Consider the following 23,291-nt stretch of genomic DNA (forward strand, 5'->3'; position numbering starts at 1 on the left):
CACCGGAAACGAACAACACATTGCATGTAATTCTGGCAATTCACACTGATCTCAATCACAAGTTGCACGCAACATCGACAACCCGCAGGGGAAGGTGATCACGGTGACGCTCTACGACACGGTGAACGACGCCGACGCGAGGACGCTGCTGTCCGGCCTGGAGGTCTCCTTCGCCGGCGTCGGCAAGCGATTCGGCGGCGACGAGGGCACGCTCGCCCTGACCGAGATCGACCTCGACCTCCGCGAGGGCGAATTCGTCGCGGTGGTCGGCCCGTCCGGCTGCGGCAAGTCCACGCTGCTGCGCCTGGCCGCCGGCCTCGAAGCGGTGAGCACGGGCGCCGTCGCGGTCCGCACGGACTCGATCGGCTTCATCTTCCAGGAGGCCACCCTGCTGCCGTGGCGCAAGGTCCGCCGCAATGTCGAACTCTCGGCCCAGCTGGCCGGGGTCGACCGGGCGGTGCGCCGCGAGCGGGTCGAGCGCGCCATCGCGGCGGTCGGTCTCGCCGACTTCGCGAACAAGCTGCCGCACCAGCTCTCGGGCGGCATGCGGATGCGCGTCTCGCTGGCCAGGGCGCTCGCGCTGGAACCACGGCTGATGCTGCTCGACGAGCCGTTCGGCGCGCTCGACGAGATGACCAGGCTGAACATGCAGGAGGAACTGCTGCGGCTCTACCGCGACAACGCCTTCACCGCGCTGTTCATCACCCACTCGGTCTCCGAGGCGGTGTTCCTGGCCTCGCGGGTGGTGGTGATGTCGGCCCGGCCCGGCCGCGTGCACGAGGTGATCGACGTGGACCTGCCGTACCCGCGGGACCGGGAGCTGCGCTTCGACCCCGCCTTCACCGAACTCGTCTCGCGCGTCTCGCGCTCGCTGAAAGAGGCTGCCTGATGGTCAGTATCGCGGCCCGCGCCGTCGCTCCCGCCCGTTCGCGCCCGGTCCTGCCGGTGCCACAGCTCCGCAAGCTCGCCCGCGTGCTCGTCGCGCCCGCGGTGTCGATCGCGCTGGCGCTGGCCGCCTGGTACGCGGTGTCGATGCTGGTGCTCAGCGAGAGCCGCCGGTTCCTGCTGCCGCCGCCGCACGTCGTGTTCGGCCAATCCCTCGCCGACCCGGCCAAGCTCGAGGTGATGGTCGAGGCGCTGGCGGTCACCGCCCGCGTCGCGCTCACCGGGCTGCTGATCTCGGCGGTGCTCGGTGTCGCCATCGCGGTGCTGATGAGCCAGGCCAAGCCGATCGAACAGGTCGTCTACCCGTATGCCGTGGTCCTGCAGGCTATTCCGGTGCTCGCGGTGGTGCCGCTGATCGGGCTGTGGCTGGGCTACGGTTTCGCCGCCCGCACGACGGTCTGCGTGCTCATCGCCATCCACCCGATCATCGCGATGACCCTGTTCGGCATCAAATCCGTCGACGCCAACCTCCAGGAACTGTTCACCCTCGGCCGGGCGGGCAGGCTGCGCAGGCTCTGGTCGCTGCAACTGCCCGCCGCGCTGCCCTCGACCCTGACCGGATTGCGCACCGCCGCCGGGCTCTCGGTCACCGGCGCGATCATCGGCGACATGTTCTTCGCGCAGGGCAAACCCGGCATCGGCACCCTGCTCGACACCTACCGCGCCCGCCTGCAATCGGAGGACCTGATCGGCGCGCTGCTGCTGGCCGCGCTGTTCGGCGTGCTCGTGTTCACCGTTTTCACCGTGGTGCAGAAGGTCAGCGTCGGCCGCTGGCACAACTCCGCGCACTAGCTCGTCCCCCTGCACAGAGGATCAACCATGAAGACACTTCCCCTGCGGCGCGTCGGCATCGCCGCGCTCGCCGTGCTGCTGGCCGGCGCCGCGACCGCCTGTTCCGACGACACCGCCGACGGTCCCGCCGTCGCACTGGAACCGGCGCCCGCCGAGCAGCAGCTCGCCGGGGCCTGCCCGAGCACCGTCGTCGTCCAGTTGCAGTGGGCGCCCGAGACCGACTCCGGGCCGATCTTCGGCCTGCTCGGTCCCGGCTACCGGGTCGACGCCGACAACAACAAGATCACCGGACCGCTGGTCGCCGACGGCAAGGACACGGGGGTGAAGCTGGAGATCCGGGCGGGCGGCCCGGCGATCGGCTTCCAGACGGTGCCGTCGCAGATGTATGTCGACCAGAGCATCACGCTGGGGCTGGCTCATTCCGAGCACGCCATCGCCGCCGCCGGTCAGCAGCCGATCGTCGCGGTCACCACGCTGCTGCGCAACAGTCCGCAGATGCTGATGTGGGATCCGAAGACGCACCCCGAGTGGCAGGGCATCGCCGATATCGGCAAGTCGGGCAAGCCGATCGTGGTGTCGAAGGGACAGCTGTACCCGGACTGGCTGGTCGCTCGCGGGCTGGTGCAGCAGAGCCAGGTCGACGCCTCCTACGACAACTCCCCGTCGCGGTTCGTCACCGATCCGTCCTTCGCCCAGCAGGGTTTCGCCAATGCCGAGCCCTTCACCTACGAGCACGAGGTGCGGGCCTGGAACAAGCCCGTCGCCTATCAGCTGCTCAAGGACGTCGGCTACGAGGGCTACGCCCGCACCGTGAACGTGCGCGCCGACAAGCTCGCCGAACTGCGGCCCTGCTTGCAGAAGCTGGTGCCGATGATCCAGCAGGCGACCGCGCGGTTCAAGGCCGATCCCGCACCGGTCAACGACGTCGTCGTCGACGTGGTGTCGAAGAACCCCAAACTCAACCCCTACAGCGCGGAACTGGCCGCGTTCGGGTCGACGGCCCTCATCGACGGCGGCCTGATCGGCAACGACACCGACGGTGTCCTCGGCAGTTTCGACGAGGCCCGCGTCCAGCGCATCATCGACGAATTCGGCCCCATCCTGCGCAAGGGCGGCGCGAACGTGCCGACCGGACTGACCGCGAAGGACCTGGTCACCAAGGAATTCCTCGATCCCGCCATCTCCGTCACCGGATAAGGAGTCACCCCATGACCACCAGTTACGACCTGCCCGAGGTCTCCCGCGAGAAGCAGATGGGCGGCCTCGGGAAGGAGACCGACGCCCGCGAGATCCGCGTCGTCGACCTCACCGACTTCGAGAACCGCCGCGCCGAGATCACCGAGGAGCTGTGGGCCGCCGCCACCGAGATCGGCTTCTTCCAGCTCTCCGGCCACGGCATCCCGCAGGACCTGATCGACGAGATGTTCGGCGCGACAGCCGATTTCTTCGCACTGCCCGAGGCGGTCAAAGGGCAGTATCCGCTGGTCAAGAAGAACAACGCGGGGTGGGAGAGCCTGAGCCAGGTGCGGCCGTCGATCGGCGTACCTGACCAGAAGGAGTCCTACCAGATCACCCGGCCGCACATGGACCAGCTCTGGCCCAGCGAGACCGAACTCGCCGGATTCCGTGCTCGCGTCCTCGATTTCGAGGAACGCGCCTGGGCGGTGGCGATGCGGGTGCTGTCCTGCTTCGCCGACCGGCTCGGCCTGCCCCGCGACCACTTCACCGCCGCGCACGATCCCGCCTCGCCGGACTACCAGAGCGCGCTGCGCCTGCTGCACTACTTCGCGGTGCCCGCGGAACTGCGCGGCGTCCCCGGCCGCTGGCGGGCCGGCGCGCACACCGACTTCGACTGCCTGACCCTGCTGTTCCAGCGCGACGGGCAGGGCGGGCTGCAGGTGTGCCCCGGCAAGGAGATGGACGAGCAGGAATGGACCTCCATCACCCCGTCGTCGAGCCTGATCACCTGCAATATCGGGGACATGCTGACCCGCTGGAGCGACGACCTGCTGCCGTCGAACTTCCACCGCGTCCGCAGCCCGGGTGAGGGCGAGTACCAGGGTGAGCGCTACAGCATCGCCTACTTCGCCCAGGCCGATCGCGACGCGATCATCCAGGGCCCCGCGGGCAAGTACCCGCCCGTCACCGCCGCCGACTTCCTGGCACAGCGGGTACAGGCGAACTACCGGCCCCAGGGATAATCGGCGCATGAACTCCGCGCTGCTCGGCCAGTCGGTGCACCGGCAGATCAGGCAGATGGTCCTCTCCGGCGAGCTGGCCCCTGGCCGATCGCTCAGCGTGCCCGCGCTGGCGACCCAGCTCGGGGTCAGCCGCAGCCCCGTCCGCGAGGCGGTGCAGCAGCTGATCTACGAGGGGCTGGCCGTCAGCGCGCCGCACGCGGGCGCGAAGGTGGCCGCCGTCGACGCGGCGCAGATCCGCGATGTCCTCGCGGTCCGTGCCGCGCTCGACGGGCTCGCCGCCGCGGCCGCCGCCACCCGGCTCACCGAGGCCGACCTGGACAAGCTCGCGAGCATCATCGCGGCCCAGGAGGCCAACCTCGACGACGCGACCGACGCGGCCCGCGACGCCCAGCTCGACCTGGAGTTCCACACCTTCATCCGGGACGCCTCCGGCAACAGCTGCGTCGTCGACGAACTGGCCCGGCTGGAAGCCAAGGCCCACCTCTACCGCGGTGACCTGTGGTGCTCGGCCCGCAACCGCCGCGTCGCCCTGCGCGAACACCGGCGCATCGTCGAGGCGCTGGAATCCGGGCATCCCGAGTCGGCCCGCGCGGCCGCCGAGGCGCATGTGCACGGCCTGCTGACCCGCCTGGGCAGGCAGTGACGGTTCAGCGCGGCTCGCGGTAGGCTGGCGCCTTCGCGGTGCCCGCCGGGGTGAGCGTGCGCAGCAGCGGCATGGTGCGCCGCGCGATCACCGTCGACAGCACGATCACGCTGTGCGAACGCACCACCGAACCGGTCCGGTCGATGCTGAGCAGCACCGCTTGCAGACCGGCGTGCGAGTCGGCGCCGATCCGGCACAGCACGTCGCCGGAACCGGTGGTCGCGTAGGCCTCGAGTACGCCGGGAATGGCCGCGAGCTCGGCGCTGACGGTGTCGAGCGCGCCCTGCGCGATCTCGAGCGTCACGAAGGCCTGCACATCGAATCCGGCCGCGGTGACGTCGATCTGCGGATCGTAGGAGGCGATCACCCCCGACTCCTCCATCCGGTTGATCCGCGCCTGCACGGTGGCCCGCGCGACCTTCGTGCGGCGCGACAGCTCGAGGATTCCGGCCTTCTGATACGTGTGCATCGCGGTCAGGATCGCGAGATCGAGTTCGTCCAGTTTCGCCGGCGTGCGCATGCGGGAGACCTCCGTGCCGTCCGCGGTCGGGTGCTATTCAAATTGTCCACCATCGGCGGGGGATCGGTGGCTTCTCGTGTCAGCCTGTTCAGGGTTCGGCGGTGTAGTTGCCTAGCTCGGCCGGGGCGGGATTTCCTTGGTCATGACCATTGAGCAGCAGCTCGTCGGGCTGATCGAGCACGACGACAGTGTCGATCCGTTTCCGGTGATCGGGTGGGACGCGCTGGTGTGGGTAGTCGGCAACGCGACCCAGAGCGCGCACTACCTGCAGTCGGCGTTCGGGATGCGGCTGGAGGCGTACTCCGGTCCCGAGACCGGCAATCGCGACCACAAGGCGTTCGTGCTGCGCAGTGGGGGAGCGCGCTTCGTCGTGCAGGGCGCGGTCGACCCGGACAGCCCGCTCGTCGCCCATCACGACCGGCACGGCGACGGCATCGTCGACATCGCGCTCGAGGTGCCCGACGTGGACCGCTGCATCGCCTGGGCCCGCGACCACGGCGCGCGGATCCTGGTCGAACCACACGACGCGACCGACGAATTCGGCACCGTCCGCTCCGCGGCGCTGGCCACCTACGGCGAGACCAGGCACACGCTGGTCGACCGGTCGCGGTACTACGGTCCGTACCTGCCCGGCTACGTCACGCGCACCTCCACCCATCAGCGGCGCACCGCCCGGCTGTTCCAGGCGATCGATCACGTGGTCGGCAATGTGGAGCTCGGCATGATGGACCGCTGGGTCGACTTCTACCGCGGCGTCATGGGATTCACGAACATGGCCGAGTTCGTCGGCGACGACATCGCCACCGAGTACTCCGCGCTGATGAGCAAGGTCGTCGCCAACGGCAACCACCGGGTCAAGTTCCCGCTCAACGAACCCGCCGTGGGCCGCAAGCGATCCCAGATCGACGAGTACCTCGAGTTCTATCGCGGCCCCGGCGTCCAGCACATCGCCCTGGCCACCGGCGACATCATCGCCACCGTCGACGCGTTGCGCGCCGAGGGCGTCGAATTCCTGCCCACCCCCGACGCCTACTACGAGGACCCCGAACTGCGCGAACGGATCGGGCACGTGCGCGTCCCGGTGGGGGAGCTGCAGCGCCGCGGCATCCTCGTCGACCGCGACGAGGACGGCTACCTGCTGCAGATCTTCACCCGCCCCGTCGCCGACCGCCCCACGGTCTTCTTCGAACTCATCGAGCGACACGGCTCACTCGGCTTCGGAAAGGGCAATTTCAAGGCCCTTTTCCAGGCCATCGAACGCGAGCAGGAGGCCCGCGGCAACCTGTGAGTGCCGCGGCGTTGCCATTACAGTTCATGGCATGCGGATCCCCTCGGCGATCATCACCGGCATGGCTCTGGTTGTCGTGCTGACGTCGTGCGGATCGGGGGGCGACTCCGATGCGCCGACCGGCCCGATGCGACCACCACCGAAGGTGGCCTCGCTCGGCCCGTTCGTCGGTGAGTGCGGCCACGTCACCGACGACGAGGTGCGCACCATGGCCGGTATCGGCCAGCTCTCGCGGGTCTACAAGAACGCCACCGGCTGCAACTGGGAGTCGGCCGGATTGTCCTCGCCCAGTGTGACGTTCGCCTCCTACCGCGGCAGTCCGATCGAGCGGGAGAAGGCCTGGGTGTCCAATGTGGGCCGCAACCCGCAGGCCATCGATGTCGGCGGGCGTCCCGGCTTCCAGGCCCTCGACCCCGACGGCTCGATCTGTGATCTCGCCGTTCAGCTGGACGACGACTTCTTCGAGTGGTCGATGTCGTACGGCGCGTTCGCGCCCGCGGGCAATCCGTGCGACAAGGCCAGGCAACTGGCCGAACTGACCGTGGGACGGCTGCAGTGAGCGCGCGCCGGATCGTCGTCGCCCTGTCGTCCGCGCTGGTGCTCACCGCGGCGCTGGCCGGCTGTGGTGCGAAGGTTCCCGGCACCGCGCAGCCGCTGGGCAGCGGTGGCGGCGACGAGTCGATCAACACCAACTTCGACAAGCTGCTGCGCGAGTGCGAGGTGGTCGCGCCCGAGAAGATCGGCGAGATCGTCGGCAACGCCGACTACGTGAACACCTCGTTCAGCGGCGCCGTCTGCATGTGGAACATCGAGGACGCCCCCGGCGGCAGTGCCATGGCCACGCTCAACTGGTACGAGATGGGTACGCTGAACAACGAGAAGACCACCAACGACAAGTTGGGCTACCTCACCGGCGACATCACCGTGCAGGGCCGCAGGGCGCTGCAGGTGCGCAGGCCGAACGACAACGACTCCTGCGGCGTCACCGCCCCGGCCGCCGATGTCGGGGTCGTCGGCTGGTGGATCAATTACAAACCCGGTTCGGCCCATCCGGATCCGTGCGCCGCCGCCCAGAAATTGGTGGAGCTGACCTTGGATCTGGCCCGGTAGAAGCCTTGACGGGCCACCCCGCTTTGACCCGGATTCGGGCACGCGGGTATCGTGGATCCCTGTGCCCGGATTGCTACGGGCAAGTTCGTGCGTGAACGTAGGCCAGCGAGAGCGGCCGGAACGTTCCAGCGTGCCCAGAAAAAGGGCCCTGAGCTGCGCGCGACACGCCCGACCGCGGGTAAACGGAAACACGGTCGGACGTGCGAGTGAAAGCTCGATGAACTGAAGACATGTGTTCCGACAGCCGCAATTACCAATAAGGAAAGCCGGTCTATGCCAACCATCAACCAGCTGGTCCGCAAGGGTCGCCGCGACAAGGTCTCCAAGACCAAGACTGCGGCCCTGAAGGGGAGCCCGCAGCGTCGTGGTGTGTGCACTCGCGTGTACACCACCACCCCCAAGAAGCCGAACTCCGCGCTGCGTAAGGTCGCGCGTGTTCGCCTGACCAGCGCAGTCGAGGTCACGGCGTACATCCCCGGCGAGGGCCACAACCTGCAGGAGCACTCGATGGTGCTCGTCCGTGGCGGTCGTGTGAAGGACCTCCCCGGTGTCCGCTACAAGATCATCCGTGGCTCGCTGGACACCCAGGGTGTGAAGAACCGCAAGCAGGCCCGCAGCCGCTACGGCGCCAAGAAGGAGAAGAGCTGATATGCCACGCAAGGGCCCCGCACCCAAGCGTCCGCTGATCAACGACCCGGTCTACGGGTCGCCGCTGGTCACTCAGCTGGTCAACAAGATCCTGCTGGACGGTAAGAAGTCCACCGCCGAGCGCATCGTCTACGGTGCTCTCGAGCAGGCGCGTGAGAAGACCGGCACCGACCCGGTCGTCACCCTCAAGCGTGCGCTGGACAACGTCAAGCCCGCCCTCGAGGTGAAGCCCCGCCGTGTCGGTGGCGCCACCTACCAGGTGCCGGTCGAGGTCCGTCCGGGCCGCGCCAACACCCTGGCGCTGCGCTGGCTGGTCAGCTACTCCCGCGCCCGTCGCGAGAAGACCATGGTCGAGCGTCTCGCCAACGAGCTCCTCGACGCCAGCAACGGCCTCGGCGCTTCGGTGAAGCGTCGCGAGGACACCCACAAGATGGCCGAGTCGAACCGGGCCTTCGCGCACTACCGCTGGTGATTGCCGCCCGGCCCGTCGCTAGTGTCGGCGCCGGAAGGCTTTCAGTCGGGACGCGGCACTTCGGTGCCGCCCCCGGCGTTGACATTGTGACGACCCGAACCAGGGTCGTTCCCGAGAATTCCAACTAGCTAACGAGCGGGGAAGATTTCCGTGGCACAGGACGTGCTCACCGACCTGAACAAGGTCCGCAACATCGGCATCATGGCCCACATCGATGCGGGCAAGACCACCACTACCGAACGCATCCTCTTCTACACCGGTATCACGTACAAGATCGGTGAGGTCCACGACGGCGCGGCCACGATGGACTGGATGGAGCAGGAGCAGGAGCGTGGTATCACCATCACCTCCGCCGCTACCACCTGCTTCTGGAAAGACAACCAGATCAACATCATCGACACCCCCGGGCACGTCGACTTCACCGTCGAGGTGGAGCGGTCGCTGCGCGTGCTCGATGGTGCGGTCGCCGTGTTCGACGGCAAAGAGGGTGTCGAGCCGCAGTCCGAGCAGGTGTGGCGTCAGGCCGACAAGTACGACGTGCCGCGTATCTGCTTCGTGAACAAGATGGACAAGCTCGGCGCCGACTTCTACTTCACGGTGCAGACCATCAAGGACCGTCTCGGTGCCAAGCCGCTGGTCATCCAGCTGCCGATCGGCGCGGAGAACGACTTCGAGGGCATCGTCGACCTGGTCGAGAACAACGCCAAGGTCTGGAAGGGCGAGACCAAGCTCGGCGAAGAGTACGAGGTCGTCGAGATCCCGGCCGATCTCAAGGACAAGGCCGAGCAGTACCGCCAGGAGCTGCTCGAGACCGTCGCCGAGTCCGACGAGTCCCTGCTGGAGAAGTTCTTCGGCGGCGAGGAGCTCTCGGTCGAGGAGATCAAGGGCGCCATCCGCAAGATGACGGTCAACTCCGAGCTGTACCCGGTGCTGTGTGGTTCCGCGTTCAAGAACAAGGGCGTGCAGCCCATGCTCGACGCGGTCATCGACTACCTGCCCTCCCCGCTGGATGTCGAGGCCACCACCGGCCACATCCCGGGCAAGGAAGAGGAGCTCGTCACCCGCAAGCCGAACGTCGACGAGCCGTTCGCGGCGCTGGCGTTCAAGATCGCGGTGCACCCGTTCTTCGGTGAGCTCACCTACGTCCGCGTGTACTCGGGCAAGGTCGACTCCGGCTCGCAGGTCGTCAACTCGACCAAGGGCAAGAAGGAGCGCCTGGGCAAGCTGTTCCAGATGCACTCCAACAAGGAGAACCCGGTCACCACCGCGTCGGCCGGCCACATCTACGCCGTGATCGGTCTGAAGGACACCACCACCGGTGACACCCTCTCCGACCCGCAGAACCAGGTCGTCCTCGAGTCGATGACGTTCCCGGACCCGGTCATCGAGGTCTCGATCGAGCCCAAGACCAAGTCCGACCAGGAGAAGCTCGGCACCGCGATCCAGAAGCTGGCGCGCGAAGACCCGACGTTCTCGGTCAAGCTGGACGCCGAGACCGGCCAGACCGTCATCGGCGGCATGGGCGAGCTCCACCTCGACATCCTCGTCGACCGCATGAAGCGCGAGTTCAAGGTCGAGGCGAACGTCGGTAAGCCGCAGGTGGCCTACCGCGAGACGATCACCAAGCCGGTCGAGAAGCTCGAGTTCACGCACAAGAAGCAGACGGGTGGCTCCGGCCAGTTCGCGAAGGTCATCATCGCGGTCGAGCCCTTCGTCGGCGAGGACGGCGCGCACTACGAGTTCGAGAACAAGGTCTCCGGCGGTCGCGTGCCCCGTGAGTACATCCCGTCGGTCGACGCGGGTGCCCAGGACGCCATGCAGTACGGCGTGCTCGCCGGCTACCCGCTGGTGAACCTGAAGGTCACCCTGCTCGACGGCGCGTACCACGACGTCGACTCCTCGGAAATGGCGTTCAAGATCGCGGGCTCGCAGGCCCTCAAGGAAGCGGCCCGTAAGGCCGGTCCGGTGATCCTCGAGCCGCTCATGGCGGTCGAGGTCATCACGCCCGAGGATTACATGGGCGACGTGATCGGCGACCTCAACTCCCGCCGTGGCCAGATCCAGGCCATGGAGGAACGCAGTGGTGCCCGTGTCGTCAAGGCGCTGGTTCCGCTCTCGGAGATGTTCGGCTACATCGGTGACCTGCGGTCGAAGACCCAGGGTCGCGCGAACTACTCCATGGTGTTCGCCCAGTACGCGGAGGTTCCGGCCAACGTGTCCAAGGAGATCATCGCCAAGGCGACCGGCGAGTAATTCGCTTGCCGGGGCCAAGTACGCTTGGCCCCGGCAACCGGGCGTCAGCACGACCCCCCTTAATAACCGCACTGCTGCAAAAAAGCACGCACTAACTAGTCCAGGAGGACAACAGTGGCGAAGGCGAAGTTCGAGCGGACGAAGCCCCACGTCAACATCGGCACCATCGGTCACGTCGACCACGGCAAGACCACGCTGACTGCGGCGATCACCAAGGTGCTGGCTGACAAGTACCCGGATCTGAACGCCGCGTTCGCGTTCGATCAGATCGACAAGGCGCCGGAGGAGAAGGCTCGTGGTATCACGATCAACATCTCCCACGTCGAGTACCAGACCGAGAAGCGCCACTACGCGCACGTCGACGCCCCCGGTCACGCCGACTACATCAAGAACATGATCACCGGTGCCGCCCAGATGGACGGCGCGATCCTGGTCGTGGCCGCCACCGACGGCCCGATGCCGCAGACCCGCGAGCACGTGCTGCTCGCCCGTCAGGTCGGCGTGCCCTACATCCTGGTCGCGCTGAACAAGTCGGACATGGTCGACGACGAGGAAATCCTCGAGCTCGTCGAGATGGAGGTCCGCGAGCTGCTGGCCTCGCAGGAGTTCGACGAGGACGCGCCGGTCGTGCGTGTCTCCGGCCTGAAGGCCCTCGAGGGTGACCAGAAGTGGGCCGACGCGGTCCTCGAGCTGATGAACGCCGTCGACGAGTCGATCCCGGACCCGGTCCGCGAGACCGAGCTCCCGTTCCTGATGCCGGTCGAGGACGTCTTCACGATCACCGGTCGTGGCACCGTCGTCACCGGTCGCGTCGAGCGCGGCATCGTGAACGTGAACGAGGAAGTCGAGATCGTCGGCATCCGCGAGAAGAGCACCAAGACCACCGTCACCGGTATCGAGATGTTCCGCAAGCTGCTCGACCAGGGCCAGGCGGGCGACAACGTCGGTCTGCTGGTTCGTGGCATCAAGCGCGAAGATGTCGAGCGTGGCCAGGTCGTCGTGAAGCCGGGCACCACCACCCCGCACACCGAGTTCGAGGGCCAGGCGTACATCCTGTCGAAGGACGAGGGCGGCCGCCACACCCCGTTCTTCAACAACTACCGTCCGCAGTTCTACTTCCGTACGACTGACGTGACGGGCGTTGTGACCCTGCCCGAGGGCACCGAGATGGTCATGCCCGGTGACAACACCGAGATGTCCGTCAAGCTGATCCAGCCGGTCGCCATGGACGAGGGCCTGCGTTTCGCGATCCGTGAGGGTGGCCGCACCGTCGGCGCCGGTCGCGTCACGAAGATCATCAAGTGAGTCTCTGACTGACTGACACCGCAACGGCGTCGCTCCCCCCGGGAGCGGCGCCGTTCGGCGTTCAAGGCCACCGGTGGATGGTCAGAGTCTCTGCCAGAGGGCCGGGGTGTTGGGCGGGGTCCAGTTCGGGGCGTGGGCGGTGTGGGACTGGCGGCACTGGTACTCGGCGCCGTCGTAGGTCACCTTGTCGCCGACCTGATAGGTGGCGCCCAGTTGCCAGGCGGGCGTGGCCGGTGGCGCTTCCTTGACCTGCACCTCGATCTGGATCGGGGTGTTGGTCTGGAAGGCGCTCATGCAGCCCTCGGCGACGAGGGTGTGCTTGCCCGCCGAGGTGGGTGTCCACTGTGCGGTGGCGATCAGGTTCTCGCCAGGCGCGACAGGTGTGTTTCCGAGGACTTCGCCGTTGTCGATGACCGCTACGGTCGATCGGAAGTCGCAGGTGATCGTCAGGGTGTAGGCCTGGCCGACATAGACGTCGTTGCTCGAGACCGTCATGCTGATCGGATTGGCCTGTGCCGGGGCTACCCCCACCAGGGCCGCCGCCATCGCAGATCCGAGGGCGGCGAAGCCGATACTCCAGGCACGTGTGTACTTCATCGTCGTCCTTGTTTTGCTCACCGAGGCGAACCTCGTCGGCAGCCGGATCGCTGCCACTTCGATTGGTACACGTCGGCGTCTTTCAAGATCGACAATTTCGACCCGAGATGTCTGAAAGTCGTTGTTGTAGTGGATATTCGGACGCGTTTCGGCCAGAGGGCGTGAGCGGCTGGGGCGTCCGTGACCCGGGAGGTCATCGTGTGGCAGCGGCGAGCTCGGTAGCGTGCGGGGCTGGTGTTTCCGATGGAGTGGAGGGTGGCGTGGCGGTGGTGCGAGGGTTCGAAGTCACTGAGGGCGTGCTCGGGCGGGGGATGCCGTATCTGGCGTTCGGGGAGGGGCCGACGCTGGTGTTCCTGCGGTGGTTCATGCCGGATCATGCCAATCCGACGGGGTTGGTGCGGCGGGCGGAGGTCACGACGATGGCGCCGCTGGCCAGGAACTTTCGGGTGTACGCGGTGAATCGGGCGCCGGGGATGGCGGCGGGGACCACGATGGCCGATATCGCGCGGGAGCACGCGGAGGGGCTGCTGGCGGAGTTCGGTGCGCCGGTGGACGTGCTCGGGATCTCCTCGGGCGGGTCGCTGGCCTTGCAGCTCGCCGCGGATCAGCCGGCGGCGGTGCGCAAGCTGGTGGTCGCCTCGTCGGGGTATCGGCTCGAGGACGCGGCCAGGGCATCGCAGATGAAATACGCGACGGCCGCGGCCGCGGGCAAGCGGTCGCTGCAGCACCTGGCTACCCAGGGGATCGATTCGCCGGTCAAGGCGCGGCTGGCGGGGGCGGTCGCGTGGCTGGCCGATCCGCTGGTGCGGCCGAAGAATCCGGCCGACACCCTCGCCTTCGTGCGGGCCGAGGACACCTTCGACCTCGACGGCCGACTGGCCGACATCACCGCCCCGACCCTGGTGGTCGGCGGCGACCGGGACGAGTACTACTCCGTCGACACCTTCCGGCACACCGCCGACGGCATCCCGGACGCCCGGCTCGTGGTCTACCCGGACACCAACCACCTCGGCGCCATCAAGCACGAGCGCTTCGCGCCCGACGTCACCGCGTTCCTGACGACGCCGGGCGGCTGAGCGGCGGGATCAGGCCGGGGCGAGCCGGACGCGGACGGTGACCCGGCCGCGGTCGTCGCGGTAGGTCACCGCGTGGCCGGGCTTGTCGACGCCGTCGATGCGCAGGGTGACCGGGCCACCCTCGCCGAGGAAGTTGCGCCACCACTTCTTCTTGTCGGGCAGCGCGACGCCGATGATGTACTCGTCCCCGGAGCGGCGATAGTTGACCGGGGTGCTGAAGGTCTGCCCCGAGCGCCGCCCGACGTAGCTGACCTGCGCGAACGCCTTACCGAGGAACTTCCCGACGACGGGGGCTTCGGTCAGCGCGACCACGCCGGCGTTCATCCCCCGCACGACCCGGTGCAACAACGATTCCTGACTCAACGATTTCTCCTGCCTGATGATGACGACGAACGGGCTGGTCTCGCCCACGGTACCGAGCCGCTCTGGCAGTGCCCTGAGAGTTCTTGGCGCCGAGGCGGTTCCGGTGATCAGCGGATCTTGGCGCCGTAGACGTGCTCGACGGTCAGCGCCATGAGCACCCGGCGATCGGCGACCATCACCTCGCGGTACTCGGTCCAGTCCGGGTGTTCGCCCGCGGCGGCGCGGTAGTAGTCGACGAGGGCGGCGACCTCCGGCCCGTCGGGATCGGTGCCGGGCCCGGTCAGGGTGACGCTGCCTTCGGCGGTGGCCCAGGACCAGCCGTCGGGCGCGGTCACCTCGAAGGCGGCCCTGGGGTCGCGGCGCAGGTTGCTGGTCTTGGCGCGGCCCTCGGTCATCGAGACGTAGATGACCCCGGCTTCGCGGTCGTAGTAGGGGGTGACGGGGGACAGCTGGGGCCGTCCGTCCGCCTTGATGGTGGCGAGGACGCCGAGCTTCGCTGCCGCGAGCAGATCGTGCGGGTCGAATGCCGCTGTCATCGGTGGGTCTCCTCTGGGTGGGCTGACACGCTGGGCGAGGTCACCGCTCCGAACGGCGATGTCCCCTCGTCGAGACGAACTGCCGTGCCGGTGGATTTATGCCCGCACCCTCCGGAAAACCCGTCGACAGGCCCGCTCCGGGCGCGTAGAACTGGGTCATGGTTACGGTACGTCCGCTGTCGCGGCGCTAGTTCGCATCGGGTCCTCGGGCGCCGGTGGGGCGGCGCGTGATTCGATGCCCGTGCCGTCCGGTGGAACGCGTAACTGGCGAGCGTCGACTTCTTCGACCGAACTAGTTGACGTACTGGGGGATTCCCATGACCACGAGACGGACCGACCTCGCCCGCCTGCGCAATATCGGCATCGCCGCCCACATCGACGCGGGCAAGACGACCACCACCGAACGCATCCTGTTCTACACCGGCGTCACCCGCACCCTGGGTGAGGTCCACGACGGCACCGCCGCCATGGACCGGATGATCCAGGAGCGCGAGCACGGCATCACCATCGCCGCCGCGGCCACCACCTGCCGGTGGAACGAGCACGAGATCACCATCCTCGACACCCCCGGCCACGTCGACTTCACCGTCGAGGTGGAGCGGTCGCTGCGGGTGCTCGACGGCGCGGTCGCCGTGTTCGATGCCAAGGAAGGCGTCGAGCCGCAGTCGGAGCAGGTGTGGCGGCAGGCCGATCGCTACGGCGTGCCACGGATCTGTTTCGTGAACAAGATGGACAAGCTCGGCGCGGACTTCGCGTTCACCGTGCGGACCATCGCGGAGCGACTCGGCGTGCGGCCGTTGGTGATCCAGCTGCCGATCGGCGCCGAGAGCACGTTCGACGGCATCGTCGACCTGGTCGAGATGACGGCGAAGGTGTGGCGCGGTGACACCGACCGCGGCGCGCGATTCGAGATCGTCGAGATCCCGGACGAGCTGCGCGTCGAGGCCGAACTGCACCGCGAGGCGCTGGTGGCCGCGGTCGCCGAGGCCGACGAGGCGGTGCTGGAGCGCTACCTCGCCGGTGCGCCGATCCCGGTCGACGTGCTCAAGGCCGCCATCCGCACGATGACGATCGACGCGCGCGCCTACCCGGTCCTGTGCGGTTCGGCGCTGGCCAATGTCGGCGTGCAGCCGCTGTTGGACGCGGTCGTCGACTACCTGCCGTCGCCGCTGGATGTCGTCGCCGTGCACGGGTTCTCGCCGGAGGGCGAGTACATCGAGCGCGCACCCGATGTCGCCGAGCCGTTCGCGGCGCTGGCGTTCAAGGTCGCGCTGCACCCGTTCTTCGGCAAGCTCGTGTACCTGCGGGTCTACTCGGGCCGCGCCGAACCCGGTGCGACCGTACTGAATTCGACCACTGGACGAAAGGAGCGCCTGGGCAAGCTGTTCCAGATGCATTCGAGCACCGAGATCGCCGTCGATCAGGTGCAGGCCGGGCAGATCTGCGCTGTCATCGGCCTGAAGGAGACGGGCACCGGCGACACCCTGTGCGATCGGAACCAGCCGGTCGTGCTGGAGTCGATGGTCTTCCCCGAACCCGTCCTGGCGGTCTCGATCGAACCGCGGACCCGCGCGGACCAGGACAAGCTGGGCACCGCCCTGGCGCGCCTGGCCGAGGAGGACCCGACGTTCACCGTGCAGGTCGACGCCGAGACCGGGCAGACGGTCATCGGTGGCATGGGCGAGCTGCATCTGGAGATCCTGGTCGACCGGATGCGCCGGGAGTTCCGGGTCGAGGCCGAGATCGGCGCACCACGGGTGGCCTATCGCGAGACCATCACCGCCGCCGTCGAGCAGTTCGAGTACACCCACCGCAAGCAGGTGGGCGGGCGCGGGCAGTTCGCCAAGGTGGTGCTCGCGGTGGCGCCGCACGTGGCCGAGGACGGCGCGGTCTACGAATTCGAGAGCCGGGTGGCCGGTGGGCGCGTGCCGCGGGAGTACATCCCCGCGGTCGACGCGGGCGCGCAGGACGCGCTGCGGGTCGGCGCGCTCGCCGGGTTCCCCCTGGTGAACGTGCGGGTGACGCTGCTCGACGGCGCCGCCCACGTGCAGGATTCGTCGGACCTGGCGTTCCGGCTGGCCGGTGCGGCGGCGGTGCGTGCCGCGGTCGCGCGGGCGAAGCCGGTGCTGTTGGAACCGGTGATGGCCGTCGAGGTCGTCACCCCGGAGGAGTACCTCGGTGAGGTGATCGGTGATCTGAACGCCCGGCGCGGCCGGGTCACCGAGCTCACCGAGCGGTCGGGCGCGCGCGTCGTGCGGGCCCTGACTCCGCTCCAGGAGATGTTCGGCTACATCGGGGATCTTCGCTCGAAGACCCGGGGCCGGGCGACCTACGCCATGGTGTTCGACTCCTACGCGCCGGTTCCGGCCGGTGTCGCGGAGTCGATCATCGCGCGCGGCTGACGAGAGACCGGTGGCGTCGTATCCACGGATACGGCGTCACCGGCTCGGGCCGCTCGCGCTGTCGTCCGGGCGAGCAGCCGCAGCGCGTCGGCGGAGCTCGCGTCGCGCGGGGTGTAGACCTCGAGCCGGTGGTCGGGGCTGTCCGGCTGCAACCACACCTGGTAGTCGACATCGACAGCGCCGACGGTGGGATGGTGCAGGCGCATCGCGCCGACGGTGCAATCGGCGACTTCCCCCTCGGCCCACAGCGTCGCGAATTCGGCACTGCGCATGGCGAGTTCACCGATCAGTTCGGCCAGGTGCGCGTCGGTGGGGTAGCGGCCCGCGGTGAGTCGCAGGTACGCGACGTGGACGCGGGCCAGCTCGGACCAGTTGCGGTGCCGGTCCCGGCTGAGCGGATCGAGGAAGAACATGCGCGGGATCGACGGCCGAACATCTGGGTCGGCGGGCGCGGCGAAGTCCAGGTGATCGGCGAACAGGGCGTGCCCGGTGCGGTTCCAGGCCAGGACGTCACCGCGGCGGCCGAGGATCACGGCGGGCATGCTCTCGCCGAGCGCGTCGAGCAGGGCCAGGACCCTGGGGTGCGCGCGTTCCGGCTCGGCCCGCGTGAGCCGCGGCGTGGCGGGCGATCCGGCCAGATTGTGCAGGTGCGCGGTCTCGGCGGCATCCAGCCGCAGTACCCGCGCGATGGCATCGATGACCTGCGCCGATGCCGTGCCCGCCTGGTCCTGCTCCAGCCGCGTGTAGTACCCGGCGCTGACCCCGGCGAGCTGGGCCAGCTCCTCGCGGCGCAGGCCGGGAACCCGGCGGGTCGCGCCGTAGGTCCGCAGCCCGATGTGCTCGGGCGTGACCCGGTCGCGGCGGGCCTTGAGAAACGTGCCGAGGCTTTCCAGCTCCATGCCTTCCGATCGTAGGCAGGAGCGCGGGCCGCCGGGTATCCCCGCGAGGTGTACCCATCACCGGGGCTGGTTGCCGGGCGCGGACCACCGCAGATTCGGGGTATGACTCGACTCGACCCCCCACCCACACCGCTGCGGGCCTGGCTCGGCCTGCTGGTGATTCTCGGCCCGGTGCTGCTGGTCGCCATGGACGGTTCGGTGCTGTTCCTGGCCATGCCCGCGATCACCGACGCGCTCACCCCGTCCGCGGACCAATCCCTGTGGATCCTGGACAGTTACGGCTTCGCGGTCGGCTCGCTGCTGATCGCCTTCGGCGCGATCGGTGACGGGTACGGCCGGTTGCGGCTGTTGCTGGTGGGCGCGGCGGTCTTCGGCATCGCCTCGGCGGCAGCGGCTTTCGCGCCGAGCGCGGAGATCCTGATCGGCTTGCGCGTGCTGATGGGCGTGGCCGGGGCGACGCTGTTGCCGTCGGCGCTGGCCATTCTGAGCACCCTGTTCGCCGATCCACGCGCGCGGGCGCAGGCCATCGGGATCTTCGCCGCCACCTTCGCCGCGGGCTTCGCGATCGGGCCGATCGTGGCCGGGCAACTCCTCACCAGATTCTGGTGGGGTTCGGTGCTGTTGCTCAATCTGCCGGTGCTGCTGGTGTTCCTGCTGCTGGCGCCGATCCTGCTGCGCGAGGTGCGGGCACCGTCGACCGGCCGGGTCGACGTGGCGAGTGTGCTCGCCTCGGCGGCCGGGCTGCTGCTCACCATGTACGCGGTGAAGCACGCGGCCGCGGCCGGTCCGTCGGTGGCCGCAGCGGTGGCCGGGGTGGCGGGTGTGGTGCTGCTCGGATGGTTCGCGCGCAGGCAGTTCCGGCTCGCGCACCCGCTCGTCGACTTCGGGCTGTTCCGCAATCCGGTGTTCGCGATCGCGATCGTCACCGGGTTCCTGCCGTTGGCGGCGTGGTCGGCGACCGCCTATCTCGCCAGCACCTACCTGCAATCCGTGCTCGGGCTCACGGTCTCCCACGCCGCGGCACTCGCGGTGCCCGGCGCTGTCGTGCTCACCGTGGCCGCGGTCGTGACACCGGCCGTGGTCGCCCGGATCGGCCCGTCGAACGCGCTGATCAGCGCGCATTTCTGCATCGCGGCGGGGCTGGCGCTGTTGCTGCTCGCCGACGACACGGGCGGCAGCGGCTGGTACATCGCCGCGACCGCCGTCGCCGGTATCGGCTACGGGATCTCGTTCAGTGTGGTGGCCGAGATCGCCGTCGCGGCGGTGCCGCCCGAGCGGGCCGGGTCGGCCGCGGCGCTCGCCGAGACCGGCAACGAACTGGGCAACGCGTTCGGGATCGCGGTCTTCGGCTCGCTGGCCGCGCTGGTGTTCCGGTTGGCCGGACCCGATCTCGCGCCGACGCTCGGCGAGACAGTGCGGCTGGCCGGGATCGGTGCCCCGGTACTTGAAGACGCGCGCGGCGCATTCGTCACGGGACTACGCGCGGTCGCGTCGGTCGCGGCGATCCTGCACGTAGTGCTGGGTGTGGTGGCCGTGCGGGTCCTGCGGGGCAGGAGGGACACGGTCGGGGTGACCGGTGACGAGCGGGTGGCCGCGCTGGGCTGAGGACGATCCTCAGCCCAGCTGGGTCATCCCCGCCGCCACCACCTGGGCGACATCGAGCAGATCGTCGGGGGTCGGCACGGGGACGCCGTCCAGGGCGTGCAGGCGGTCGGTGCTGGCGATGGCGAACATGGCCGAGACCCAGGCCGAGGCGCACGCGTGCAGGGTGCTCGGGCGCACCGGTGTCGGCACGCTGGCCTGCAGGACGCGGGCGGTGGCGTCGAGGAGCTGGTCGCGCAGGTTGCGCAGGGTGCGCCGGACGTCGGGGTGGGTGTCGGCCTCGCGCCACATGATCACGCGCAGGACCGAGGAGTGGTGATCGCGCAGATTGATCGCGGTGTCGAGGTTGACCAGGCTGGTGGCGGGATCACCGGGGGCGACGACGGCGTCGAGGTCGTCGAGCGGCTGGGTGGGAACGCGTTCGCGCATCAGCGCGGACAGGATCGCGTTCTTGGTGGGGAAGTAGTAGAAGACCAGGCCCTTGGGCACACCGGCGGCCGCGGCCAGCGCCGCGGTCGGGGTGGCGTCGAATCCCTGTGCGGCGAACAGGTTCTCGGCGGCATCCAGAATGAGTTGCCGGGCGTCGCCATCGCGTTTCGCGTTGCGGCGCCCGACGCGTCGGCCCGGCATCAGTGATGCGGAGCCATCTTGTGCAGGCGCTCGTTCATCGCCGGCAGCGCGGCGACCGCCACCACCGCCGTCACTACCCCGACCACCCATGCGGTCCAGGATGCGCCGCTGAACGCGGTGAAGTCCATCGCCCACGGCGAGATGAACAGCAGGACGCCGAACAGGCCCATCGCGTAGTCGGCGCCGGTCATGCTCGCCCGTGCCATCTGGACCAGTCCGGCCGCGGCGATGAGGACGCCGAGCACGATGAGGGTCCAGCGGGCGTTGTCGTTGGTGTCGACCCACAGGGGCGACAGCGCGGTGAATGCGCCGAGCACGACGGCGAGAAGATCCTGTGCGCGGCTGTCTGTGAACATGGGAACTGCCTCCTCGAGAGACGAAAAATACTTCTGACCTCGGTCTACTCCTGATTGACCGCCCGGTCGATATCGGTACCGGCACGGTTGCGTTGCGACGTGGGTATCACCTGTGGCGGGGCGCACTGGTACAAACATTCGGGGGGCCGTAGTGGCCCGCGACACAAGGACATGGCATGGGCGGTCGCTCCCGGCGGCGGTGGCTCGCGTGAGCGCGGCGGGCGCCGCACATGCCGAGAGGACACAGGTATGAGCGCGCCCATCGTGATCGTCGGAGCGGGTCTGGCAGGTCTGCGCACGGCGGAGGAACTGCGCCGGGCCGGGTACGAGGGCGGCGTGCTGCTGCTCGGCGACGAGTCGCGCCCGCCGTACGACCGCCCGCCGCTGTCGAAGCAGTTCGTGCGCGGCGAGACCGACGACACCACCCTGCGTCCGCCGGAGTTCTTCGCGGAGAAGGACATCGAGCTGCGCCTCGGGACCGCGGTCACCGGTGTCGACACCGCCGCCCGCACGATCGCCCTCGCCGACGGCAGCGCGCTCGGCTACGACCAGCTGATCATCGCGACCGGTCTGCGGCCGCGCAGGCTGCCCGGGCTGCCCGAGGTGGCGGGCGTGCACGTGCTGCGCGCGCACGAGGACGCGCAGACCCTGCGCGCCGAACTGGACGGCGCGAACCGGGCGCTGATCATCGGCGCCGGCTTCATCGGCTGTGAACTGGCCGCCAGCTTCCGTGCCGCGGGGATCGAGGTGACCCTCGTCGAGCCGCAGCCGACCCCGCTGGCCTCGGTGCTCGGCGAGCAGATCGGCGGCCTGGTGGGTCGCATGCACCGCGCCGAGGGCGTCGACCTGCGCTGTGGCGTCGGCGTCGACACGCTGCGGTCCGACGACTCCGGCCGGGTGCGCGGCGCGCTGCTCACCGACGGCACCGAGGTCGAGGCCGATCTGGTGGTGATCGGGGTCGGTTCGGTCCCGGTGACCGACTGGCTGGCCGATTCCGGCATCGAACTGGCCGAGCCGTCCGCCGGCGGCGGCGTGCTCGCCGACGAGGTGGGCCGCACCTCCGCCGAGGCCGTCTGGGCGGTCGGCGACGTCGCCGCCTGGCAGCACGACACCGGCGTCCGCAAGCGCGTCGAGCACTGGACCAGCGCGGGTGAGCAGGCGAAGCTGCTGGTCACCGCGATGCTCGGCGGTGCGGCCCCGACCGCGGCGCGGGTGCCGTACTTCTGGAGCGACCAGTACGACGTCAAGATCCAGGCGCTGGGCACCCCGTCGCCCGCCGACGACGTCACCGTGGTCAGCGACGACGGCCGCAAGTTCCTCGTCTACTACTCCCGCGACGGCATCCTCACCGCCGTGCTCGGCGCCGGCCTGACCGGTCAGGTGATGAAGCTGCGCGCCAAGCTGGCCACCGACACCCCGGTCGCCGATCTGCTCGCCGCCGCGGGCTGATCCGGCAAGGTTCACAGCCGCCCCGCCGATTCGTCGGGACGGCGGCACAGAACCGGCCGAGGCCGCCGAACTTGTCACCGGCCTGGATTACTGTGGCGCCGTGGGGTTTACCGAGTACTCGGCCGGTGATGTCGTCTATTTCCCGGAGGGCCCGTTCAGCGGTGTCTGCGGTGTGGTCAAGGAGGTCGATGTCCGCCGCGCCACGGTGCGGCTGGAATTCGCGGAGGGGAGCGTGCACCGCGAAGGCGGTGTCCTGCGGGAACGGCGGCACACCCTGACGGTGGGGTTCGACGAGATCGAACTGGTGTAGCCGGGCGGGGATACGGGCGCGACAGGGCGATTCGGCGGCCTGTAATACGGTGGACCCCGTGATCGTCGCGCTTATCGATTCCGGCCTCGGCCTGCTGCCGACGGCGGCGTGGTTGCGCACAATGCGTCCCGACGTGGATCTGCTGCTCCTGCTCGACCCCGACGGCGCGCCCTGGGGGCCCAAGCCGGAGGACTGGGTGGTCGAGCGGGTGCTCGGCGCGGCGCGGCAGGCGCTCGAACTCGGCGCCGAAGTGATCGTGCTGCCGTGCAACACCGCGAGCGTGACGGCGCTGGCGCACGTGCGGGCCGAGGTGGGCGATGCGGTGCCGGTGATCGGGACCGTGCCCGCGATCAAGCCCGCGGCGGCCCAGTGCCGGTCGGTGGCCGTGTGGGCCACCGCGGCGACCACCGCCAGCCGCTATCAGGCCGATCTGATCGCCCGGTTCGCCGGTGACGCGAAGGTGGTCGGGGTGGCCTGCCACGGCCTGGCCGACGCCATCGACCGCGGCGACCTGCCGGCCATCGCCGATTCCATCGCCGACGCCGCCGCCCGCACACCCGCCGACGTGGAGGGTGTCGTCCTCGGCTGTACGCACTATCCGCTGGTCATCGATGCCATCATCGGCGCGCTACCGGACGGTGTCCGCCTGTTCGACAGTGCCCAGGCCGTCGCCGCCCAGACGATCCGCAAGATGGACGAACTGGGTCGCCCGACCACCGGCAGCGGCAGCGTCACGGTACGCACCAGCGGCAGGCCGGGGGAATTGCCCAGCAGCGCCGCCACTTTCGAGTCCGGCCGCGTCGTCGGCGCGCTGCCCGGCTGAAGCCATCCCCACGAGCGCCGGTGACGGAAGACGCCGACGCCTGCCGGATGTCGGTGCGGATCTGTCGGCCT

25 protein-coding genes are annotated in these 23,291 nt (G+C 68.9%); 18 read left to right on the forward strand and 7 right to left on the reverse strand.

What is annotated here, in order from left to right; all coding sequences use genetic code 11:
- The first annotated feature begins 103 nt into the window (after positions 1–103).
- Genes ACFVW6_RS03985 through ACFVW6_RS04005 form a run of 5 tightly spaced genes read left to right on the forward strand, consistent with a single transcriptional unit; the run spans position 104 to position 4,581 of the window.
- Positions 104–889: an ABC transporter ATP-binding protein gene (locus tag ACFVW6_RS03985; RefSeq protein ID WP_355273754.1), complete on the forward strand. Its 786-nt coding sequence runs from the start codon at positions 104–106 to the stop codon at positions 887–889.
- A complete protein-coding gene (locus tag ACFVW6_RS03990; protein WP_378823817.1) occupies positions 889–1,737 on the forward strand; it encodes an ABC transporter permease in 849 nt (282 codons plus the stop codon). Before ACFVW6_RS03985 ends, ACFVW6_RS03990 begins: the two co-directional genes overlap by 1 nt.
- Before the next feature lie 27 nt (positions 1,738–1,764).
- Complete coding sequence (locus tag ACFVW6_RS03995) at positions 1,765–2,934, forward strand: nitrate ABC transporter substrate-binding protein (protein ID WP_378823815.1); 1,170 nt, start codon at positions 1,765–1,767, stop codon at positions 2,932–2,934.
- Positions 2,935–2,945: 11 nt separating this feature from the next.
- On the forward strand, positions 2,946–3,938 hold the full coding sequence (locus tag ACFVW6_RS04000; protein ID WP_378823813.1) for an isopenicillin N synthase family dioxygenase: 993 nt from the start codon (positions 2,946–2,948) through the stop codon (positions 3,936–3,938).
- A gap of 7 nt (positions 3,939–3,945) precedes the next feature.
- Positions 3,946–4,581 carry a GntR family transcriptional regulator gene (locus ACFVW6_RS04005; protein WP_378823811.1) on the forward strand — a complete coding sequence of 212 codons (636 nt, stop codon included), beginning with the start codon at positions 3,946–3,948 and terminating at the stop codon, positions 4,579–4,581.
- A gap of 4 nt (positions 4,582–4,585) precedes the next feature.
- Here the strand turns inward: ACFVW6_RS04005 and ACFVW6_RS04010 are convergent, their stop codons facing one another.
- Positions 4,586–5,101, reverse strand: a complete 516-nt coding sequence (locus ACFVW6_RS04010; protein ID WP_355273739.1) for an Lrp/AsnC ligand binding domain-containing protein — start codon at positions 5,099–5,101, stop codon at positions 4,586–4,588.
- A gap of 142 nt (positions 5,102–5,243) precedes the next feature.
- On the opposite strand from ACFVW6_RS04010, the gene hppD reads away from it, so the two are divergent.
- The 7 genes from hppD to tuf all read left to right on the forward strand — a co-directional run bounded on the left by hppD (position 5,244) and on the right by tuf (position 12,177).
- Entirely contained in the window at positions 5,244–6,389 is a 1,146-nt protein-coding gene (gene hppD / locus ACFVW6_RS04015) for a 4-hydroxyphenylpyruvate dioxygenase (RefSeq protein ID WP_355273736.1), read from the forward strand.
- A 31-nt stretch (positions 6,390–6,420) separates the two neighbouring features.
- Positions 6,421–6,948, forward strand: a complete 528-nt coding sequence (locus ACFVW6_RS04020) for a DUF3558 domain-containing protein (RefSeq protein ID WP_378823808.1) — start codon at positions 6,421–6,423, stop codon at positions 6,946–6,948.
- The gene (locus tag ACFVW6_RS04025) at positions 6,945–7,499 is read left to right on the forward strand and encodes a DUF3558 domain-containing protein (RefSeq protein WP_378823806.1); all 555 of its coding nucleotides are present in this window, start codon (positions 6,945–6,947) and stop codon (positions 7,497–7,499) included. The genes ACFVW6_RS04020 and ACFVW6_RS04025 overlap by 4 nt, the downstream gene beginning before the upstream one ends.
- Before the next feature lie 273 nt (positions 7,500–7,772).
- A complete protein-coding gene (gene rpsL / locus ACFVW6_RS04030; protein WP_019049359.1) occupies positions 7,773–8,147 on the forward strand; it encodes a 30S ribosomal protein S12 in 375 nt (124 codons plus the stop codon).
- A gap of 1 nt (position 8,148) precedes the next feature.
- On the forward strand, positions 8,149–8,619 hold the full coding sequence (gene rpsG, locus ACFVW6_RS04035) for a 30S ribosomal protein S7 (protein ID WP_019049358.1): 471 nt from the start codon (positions 8,149–8,151) through the stop codon (positions 8,617–8,619).
- Positions 8,620–8,769: 150 nt separating this feature from the next.
- Positions 8,770–10,872 (forward strand): elongation factor G, encoded by a 2,103-nt coding sequence (gene fusA / locus ACFVW6_RS04040; RefSeq protein ID WP_378823804.1) that lies wholly within the window; start codon positions 8,770–8,772, stop codon positions 10,870–10,872.
- Positions 10,873–10,986: 114 nt separating this feature from the next.
- Positions 10,987–12,177, forward strand: coding sequence for an elongation factor Tu (tuf, locus tag ACFVW6_RS04045; RefSeq protein ID WP_355273724.1), 1,191 nt, complete (start codon positions 10,987–10,989; stop codon positions 12,175–12,177).
- A gap of 81 nt (positions 12,178–12,258) precedes the next feature.
- On the opposite strand, the gene ACFVW6_RS04050 is transcribed toward tuf, so the two are convergent.
- The gene (locus tag ACFVW6_RS04050) at positions 12,259–12,774 is read right to left on the reverse strand and encodes a carbohydrate-binding protein (RefSeq protein ID WP_378823801.1); all 516 of its coding nucleotides are present in this window, start codon (positions 12,772–12,774) and stop codon (positions 12,259–12,261) included.
- 260 nt (positions 12,775–13,034) lie between these two features.
- Between ACFVW6_RS04050 and ACFVW6_RS04055 the strand changes: the two genes are divergently transcribed.
- A complete protein-coding gene (locus ACFVW6_RS04055; RefSeq protein ID WP_378823798.1) occupies positions 13,035–13,850 on the forward strand; it encodes an alpha/beta fold hydrolase in 816 nt (271 codons plus the stop codon).
- A gap of 9 nt (positions 13,851–13,859) precedes the next feature.
- Here ACFVW6_RS04055 and ACFVW6_RS04060 read toward each other — a convergent pair whose 3' ends face one another.
- Positions 13,860–14,174, reverse strand: a complete 315-nt coding sequence (locus ACFVW6_RS04060; protein ID WP_378825591.1) for a nitroreductase/quinone reductase family protein — start codon at positions 14,172–14,174, stop codon at positions 13,860–13,862.
- 146 nt (positions 14,175–14,320) lie between these two features.
- Positions 14,321–14,749 (reverse strand): PPOX class F420-dependent oxidoreductase, encoded by a 429-nt coding sequence (locus tag ACFVW6_RS04065; RefSeq protein ID WP_365008261.1) that lies wholly within the window; start codon positions 14,747–14,749, stop codon positions 14,321–14,323.
- 317 nt (positions 14,750–15,066) lie between these two features.
- Here ACFVW6_RS04065 and fusA (ACFVW6_RS04070) point away from each other — a divergent pair, with 317 nt between their 5' ends.
- Entirely contained in the window at positions 15,067–17,151 is a 2,085-nt protein-coding gene (fusA, locus tag ACFVW6_RS04070) for an elongation factor G (RefSeq protein ID WP_378823796.1), read from the forward strand.
- Here fusA (ACFVW6_RS04070) and ACFVW6_RS04075 read toward each other — a convergent pair.
- Positions 17,100–18,050 (reverse strand): helix-turn-helix transcriptional regulator, encoded by a 951-nt coding sequence (locus ACFVW6_RS04075; RefSeq protein WP_378823795.1) that lies wholly within the window; start codon positions 18,048–18,050, stop codon positions 17,100–17,102. The two genes, fusA (ACFVW6_RS04070) and ACFVW6_RS04075, sit on opposite strands and share 52 nt — an antisense overlap.
- 102 nt (positions 18,051–18,152) lie before the next feature.
- Here ACFVW6_RS04075 and ACFVW6_RS04080 point away from each other — a divergent pair, with 102 nt between their 5' ends.
- Positions 18,153–19,655, forward strand: coding sequence for an MFS transporter (locus ACFVW6_RS04080; protein ID WP_378823792.1), 1,503 nt, complete (start codon positions 18,153–18,155; stop codon positions 19,653–19,655).
- Positions 19,656–19,664: 9 nt separating this feature from the next.
- Here the strand turns inward: ACFVW6_RS04080 and ACFVW6_RS04085 are convergent, their stop codons facing one another.
- Together ACFVW6_RS04085 and ACFVW6_RS04090 are read right to left on the reverse strand one after the other, a co-directional pair.
- Complete coding sequence (locus tag ACFVW6_RS04085; RefSeq protein ID WP_357342652.1) at positions 19,665–20,282, reverse strand: TetR/AcrR family transcriptional regulator; 618 nt, start codon at positions 20,280–20,282, stop codon at positions 19,665–19,667.
- The gene (locus tag ACFVW6_RS04090) at positions 20,282–20,638 is read right to left on the reverse strand and encodes an SPW repeat protein (protein ID WP_355273703.1); all 357 of its coding nucleotides are present in this window, start codon (positions 20,636–20,638) and stop codon (positions 20,282–20,284) included. The genes ACFVW6_RS04085 and ACFVW6_RS04090 overlap by 1 nt, the downstream gene beginning before the upstream one ends.
- 249 nt (positions 20,639–20,887) lie before the next feature.
- Between ACFVW6_RS04090 and ACFVW6_RS04095 the strand changes: the two genes are divergently transcribed.
- The 3 genes from ACFVW6_RS04095 (at position 20,888) to ACFVW6_RS04105 (ending at position 23,220) form a co-directional block, all read left to right on the forward strand.
- Positions 20,888–22,087, forward strand: coding sequence for an NAD(P)/FAD-dependent oxidoreductase (locus tag ACFVW6_RS04095; protein WP_378823789.1), 1,200 nt, complete (start codon positions 20,888–20,890; stop codon positions 22,085–22,087).
- A gap of 100 nt (positions 22,088–22,187) precedes the next feature.
- On the forward strand, positions 22,188–22,397 hold the full coding sequence (locus tag ACFVW6_RS04100) for a hypothetical protein (RefSeq protein WP_355273697.1): 210 nt from the start codon (positions 22,188–22,190) through the stop codon (positions 22,395–22,397).
- Between the two features lie 58 nt (positions 22,398–22,455).
- Positions 22,456–23,220 (forward strand): glutamate racemase, encoded by a 765-nt coding sequence (locus ACFVW6_RS04105; protein ID WP_378823787.1) that lies wholly within the window; start codon positions 22,456–22,458, stop codon positions 23,218–23,220.
- The last annotated feature ends 71 nt before the right edge of the window (positions 23,221–23,291 follow it).

Origin of the sequence: Nocardia sp. NPDC058244, assembly GCF_042882065.1 — a bacterium.
Lineage (GTDB): Bacteria > Actinomycetota > Actinomycetes > Mycobacteriales > Mycobacteriaceae > Nocardia.

Bases quoted from the DNA above. Each gene is read 5' to 3' on its own strand.
- ACFVW6_RS04075 (WP_378823795.1), bottom strand. From the start codon at position 18,050: ATGGAGCTGGAAAGCCTCGGCACGTTTCTCAAGGCCCGCCGCGACCGG.
- ACFVW6_RS04080 (WP_378823792.1), top strand. From the start codon at position 18,153: ATGACTCGACTCGACCCCCCACCCACACCGCTGCGGGCCTGGCTCGGC.
- rpsG (WP_019049358.1), top strand. From the start codon at position 8,149: ATGCCACGCAAGGGCCCCGCACCCAAGCGTCCGCTGATCAACGACCCG.
- ACFVW6_RS04095 (WP_378823789.1), top strand. From the start codon at position 20,888: ATGAGCGCGCCCATCGTGATCGTCGGAGCGGGTCTGGCAGGTCTGCGC.
- rpsL (WP_019049359.1), top strand. From the start codon at position 7,773: ATGCCAACCATCAACCAGCTGGTCCGCAAGGGTCGCCGCGACAAGGTC.
- ACFVW6_RS03990 (WP_378823817.1), top strand. From the start codon at position 889: ATGGTCAGTATCGCGGCCCGCGCCGTCGCTCCCGCCCGTTCGCGCCCG.
- ACFVW6_RS04005 (WP_378823811.1), top strand. From the start codon at position 3,946: ATGAACTCCGCGCTGCTCGGCCAGTCGGTGCACCGGCAGATCAGGCAG.
- fusA (WP_378823796.1), top strand. From the start codon at position 15,067: ATGACCACGAGACGGACCGACCTCGCCCGCCTGCGCAATATCGGCATC.
- ACFVW6_RS04000 (WP_378823813.1), top strand. From the start codon at position 2,946: ATGACCACCAGTTACGACCTGCCCGAGGTCTCCCGCGAGAAGCAGATG.
- ACFVW6_RS04010 (WP_355273739.1), bottom strand. From the start codon at position 5,101: ATGCGCACGCCGGCGAAACTGGACGAACTCGATCTCGCGATCCTGACC.
- ACFVW6_RS04065 (WP_365008261.1), bottom strand. From the start codon at position 14,749: ATGACAGCGGCATTCGACCCGCACGATCTGCTCGCGGCAGCGAAGCTC.
- ACFVW6_RS04060 (WP_378825591.1), bottom strand. From the start codon at position 14,174: ATGAACGCCGGCGTGGTCGCGCTGACCGAAGCCCCCGTCGTCGGGAAG.
- ACFVW6_RS04090 (WP_355273703.1), bottom strand. From the start codon at position 20,638: ATGTTCACAGACAGCCGCGCACAGGATCTTCTCGCCGTCGTGCTCGGC.
- hppD (WP_355273736.1), top strand. From the start codon at position 5,244: ATGACCATTGAGCAGCAGCTCGTCGGGCTGATCGAGCACGACGACAGT.
- ACFVW6_RS04020 (WP_378823808.1), top strand. From the start codon at position 6,421: ATGCGGATCCCCTCGGCGATCATCACCGGCATGGCTCTGGTTGTCGTG.
- ACFVW6_RS03995 (WP_378823815.1), top strand. From the start codon at position 1,765: ATGAAGACACTTCCCCTGCGGCGCGTCGGCATCGCCGCGCTCGCCGTG.
- ACFVW6_RS04085 (WP_357342652.1), bottom strand. From the start codon at position 20,282: ATGCCGGGCCGACGCGTCGGGCGCCGCAACGCGAAACGCGATGGCGAC.
- ACFVW6_RS04050 (WP_378823801.1), bottom strand. From the start codon at position 12,774: ATGAAGTACACACGTGCCTGGAGTATCGGCTTCGCCGCCCTCGGATCT.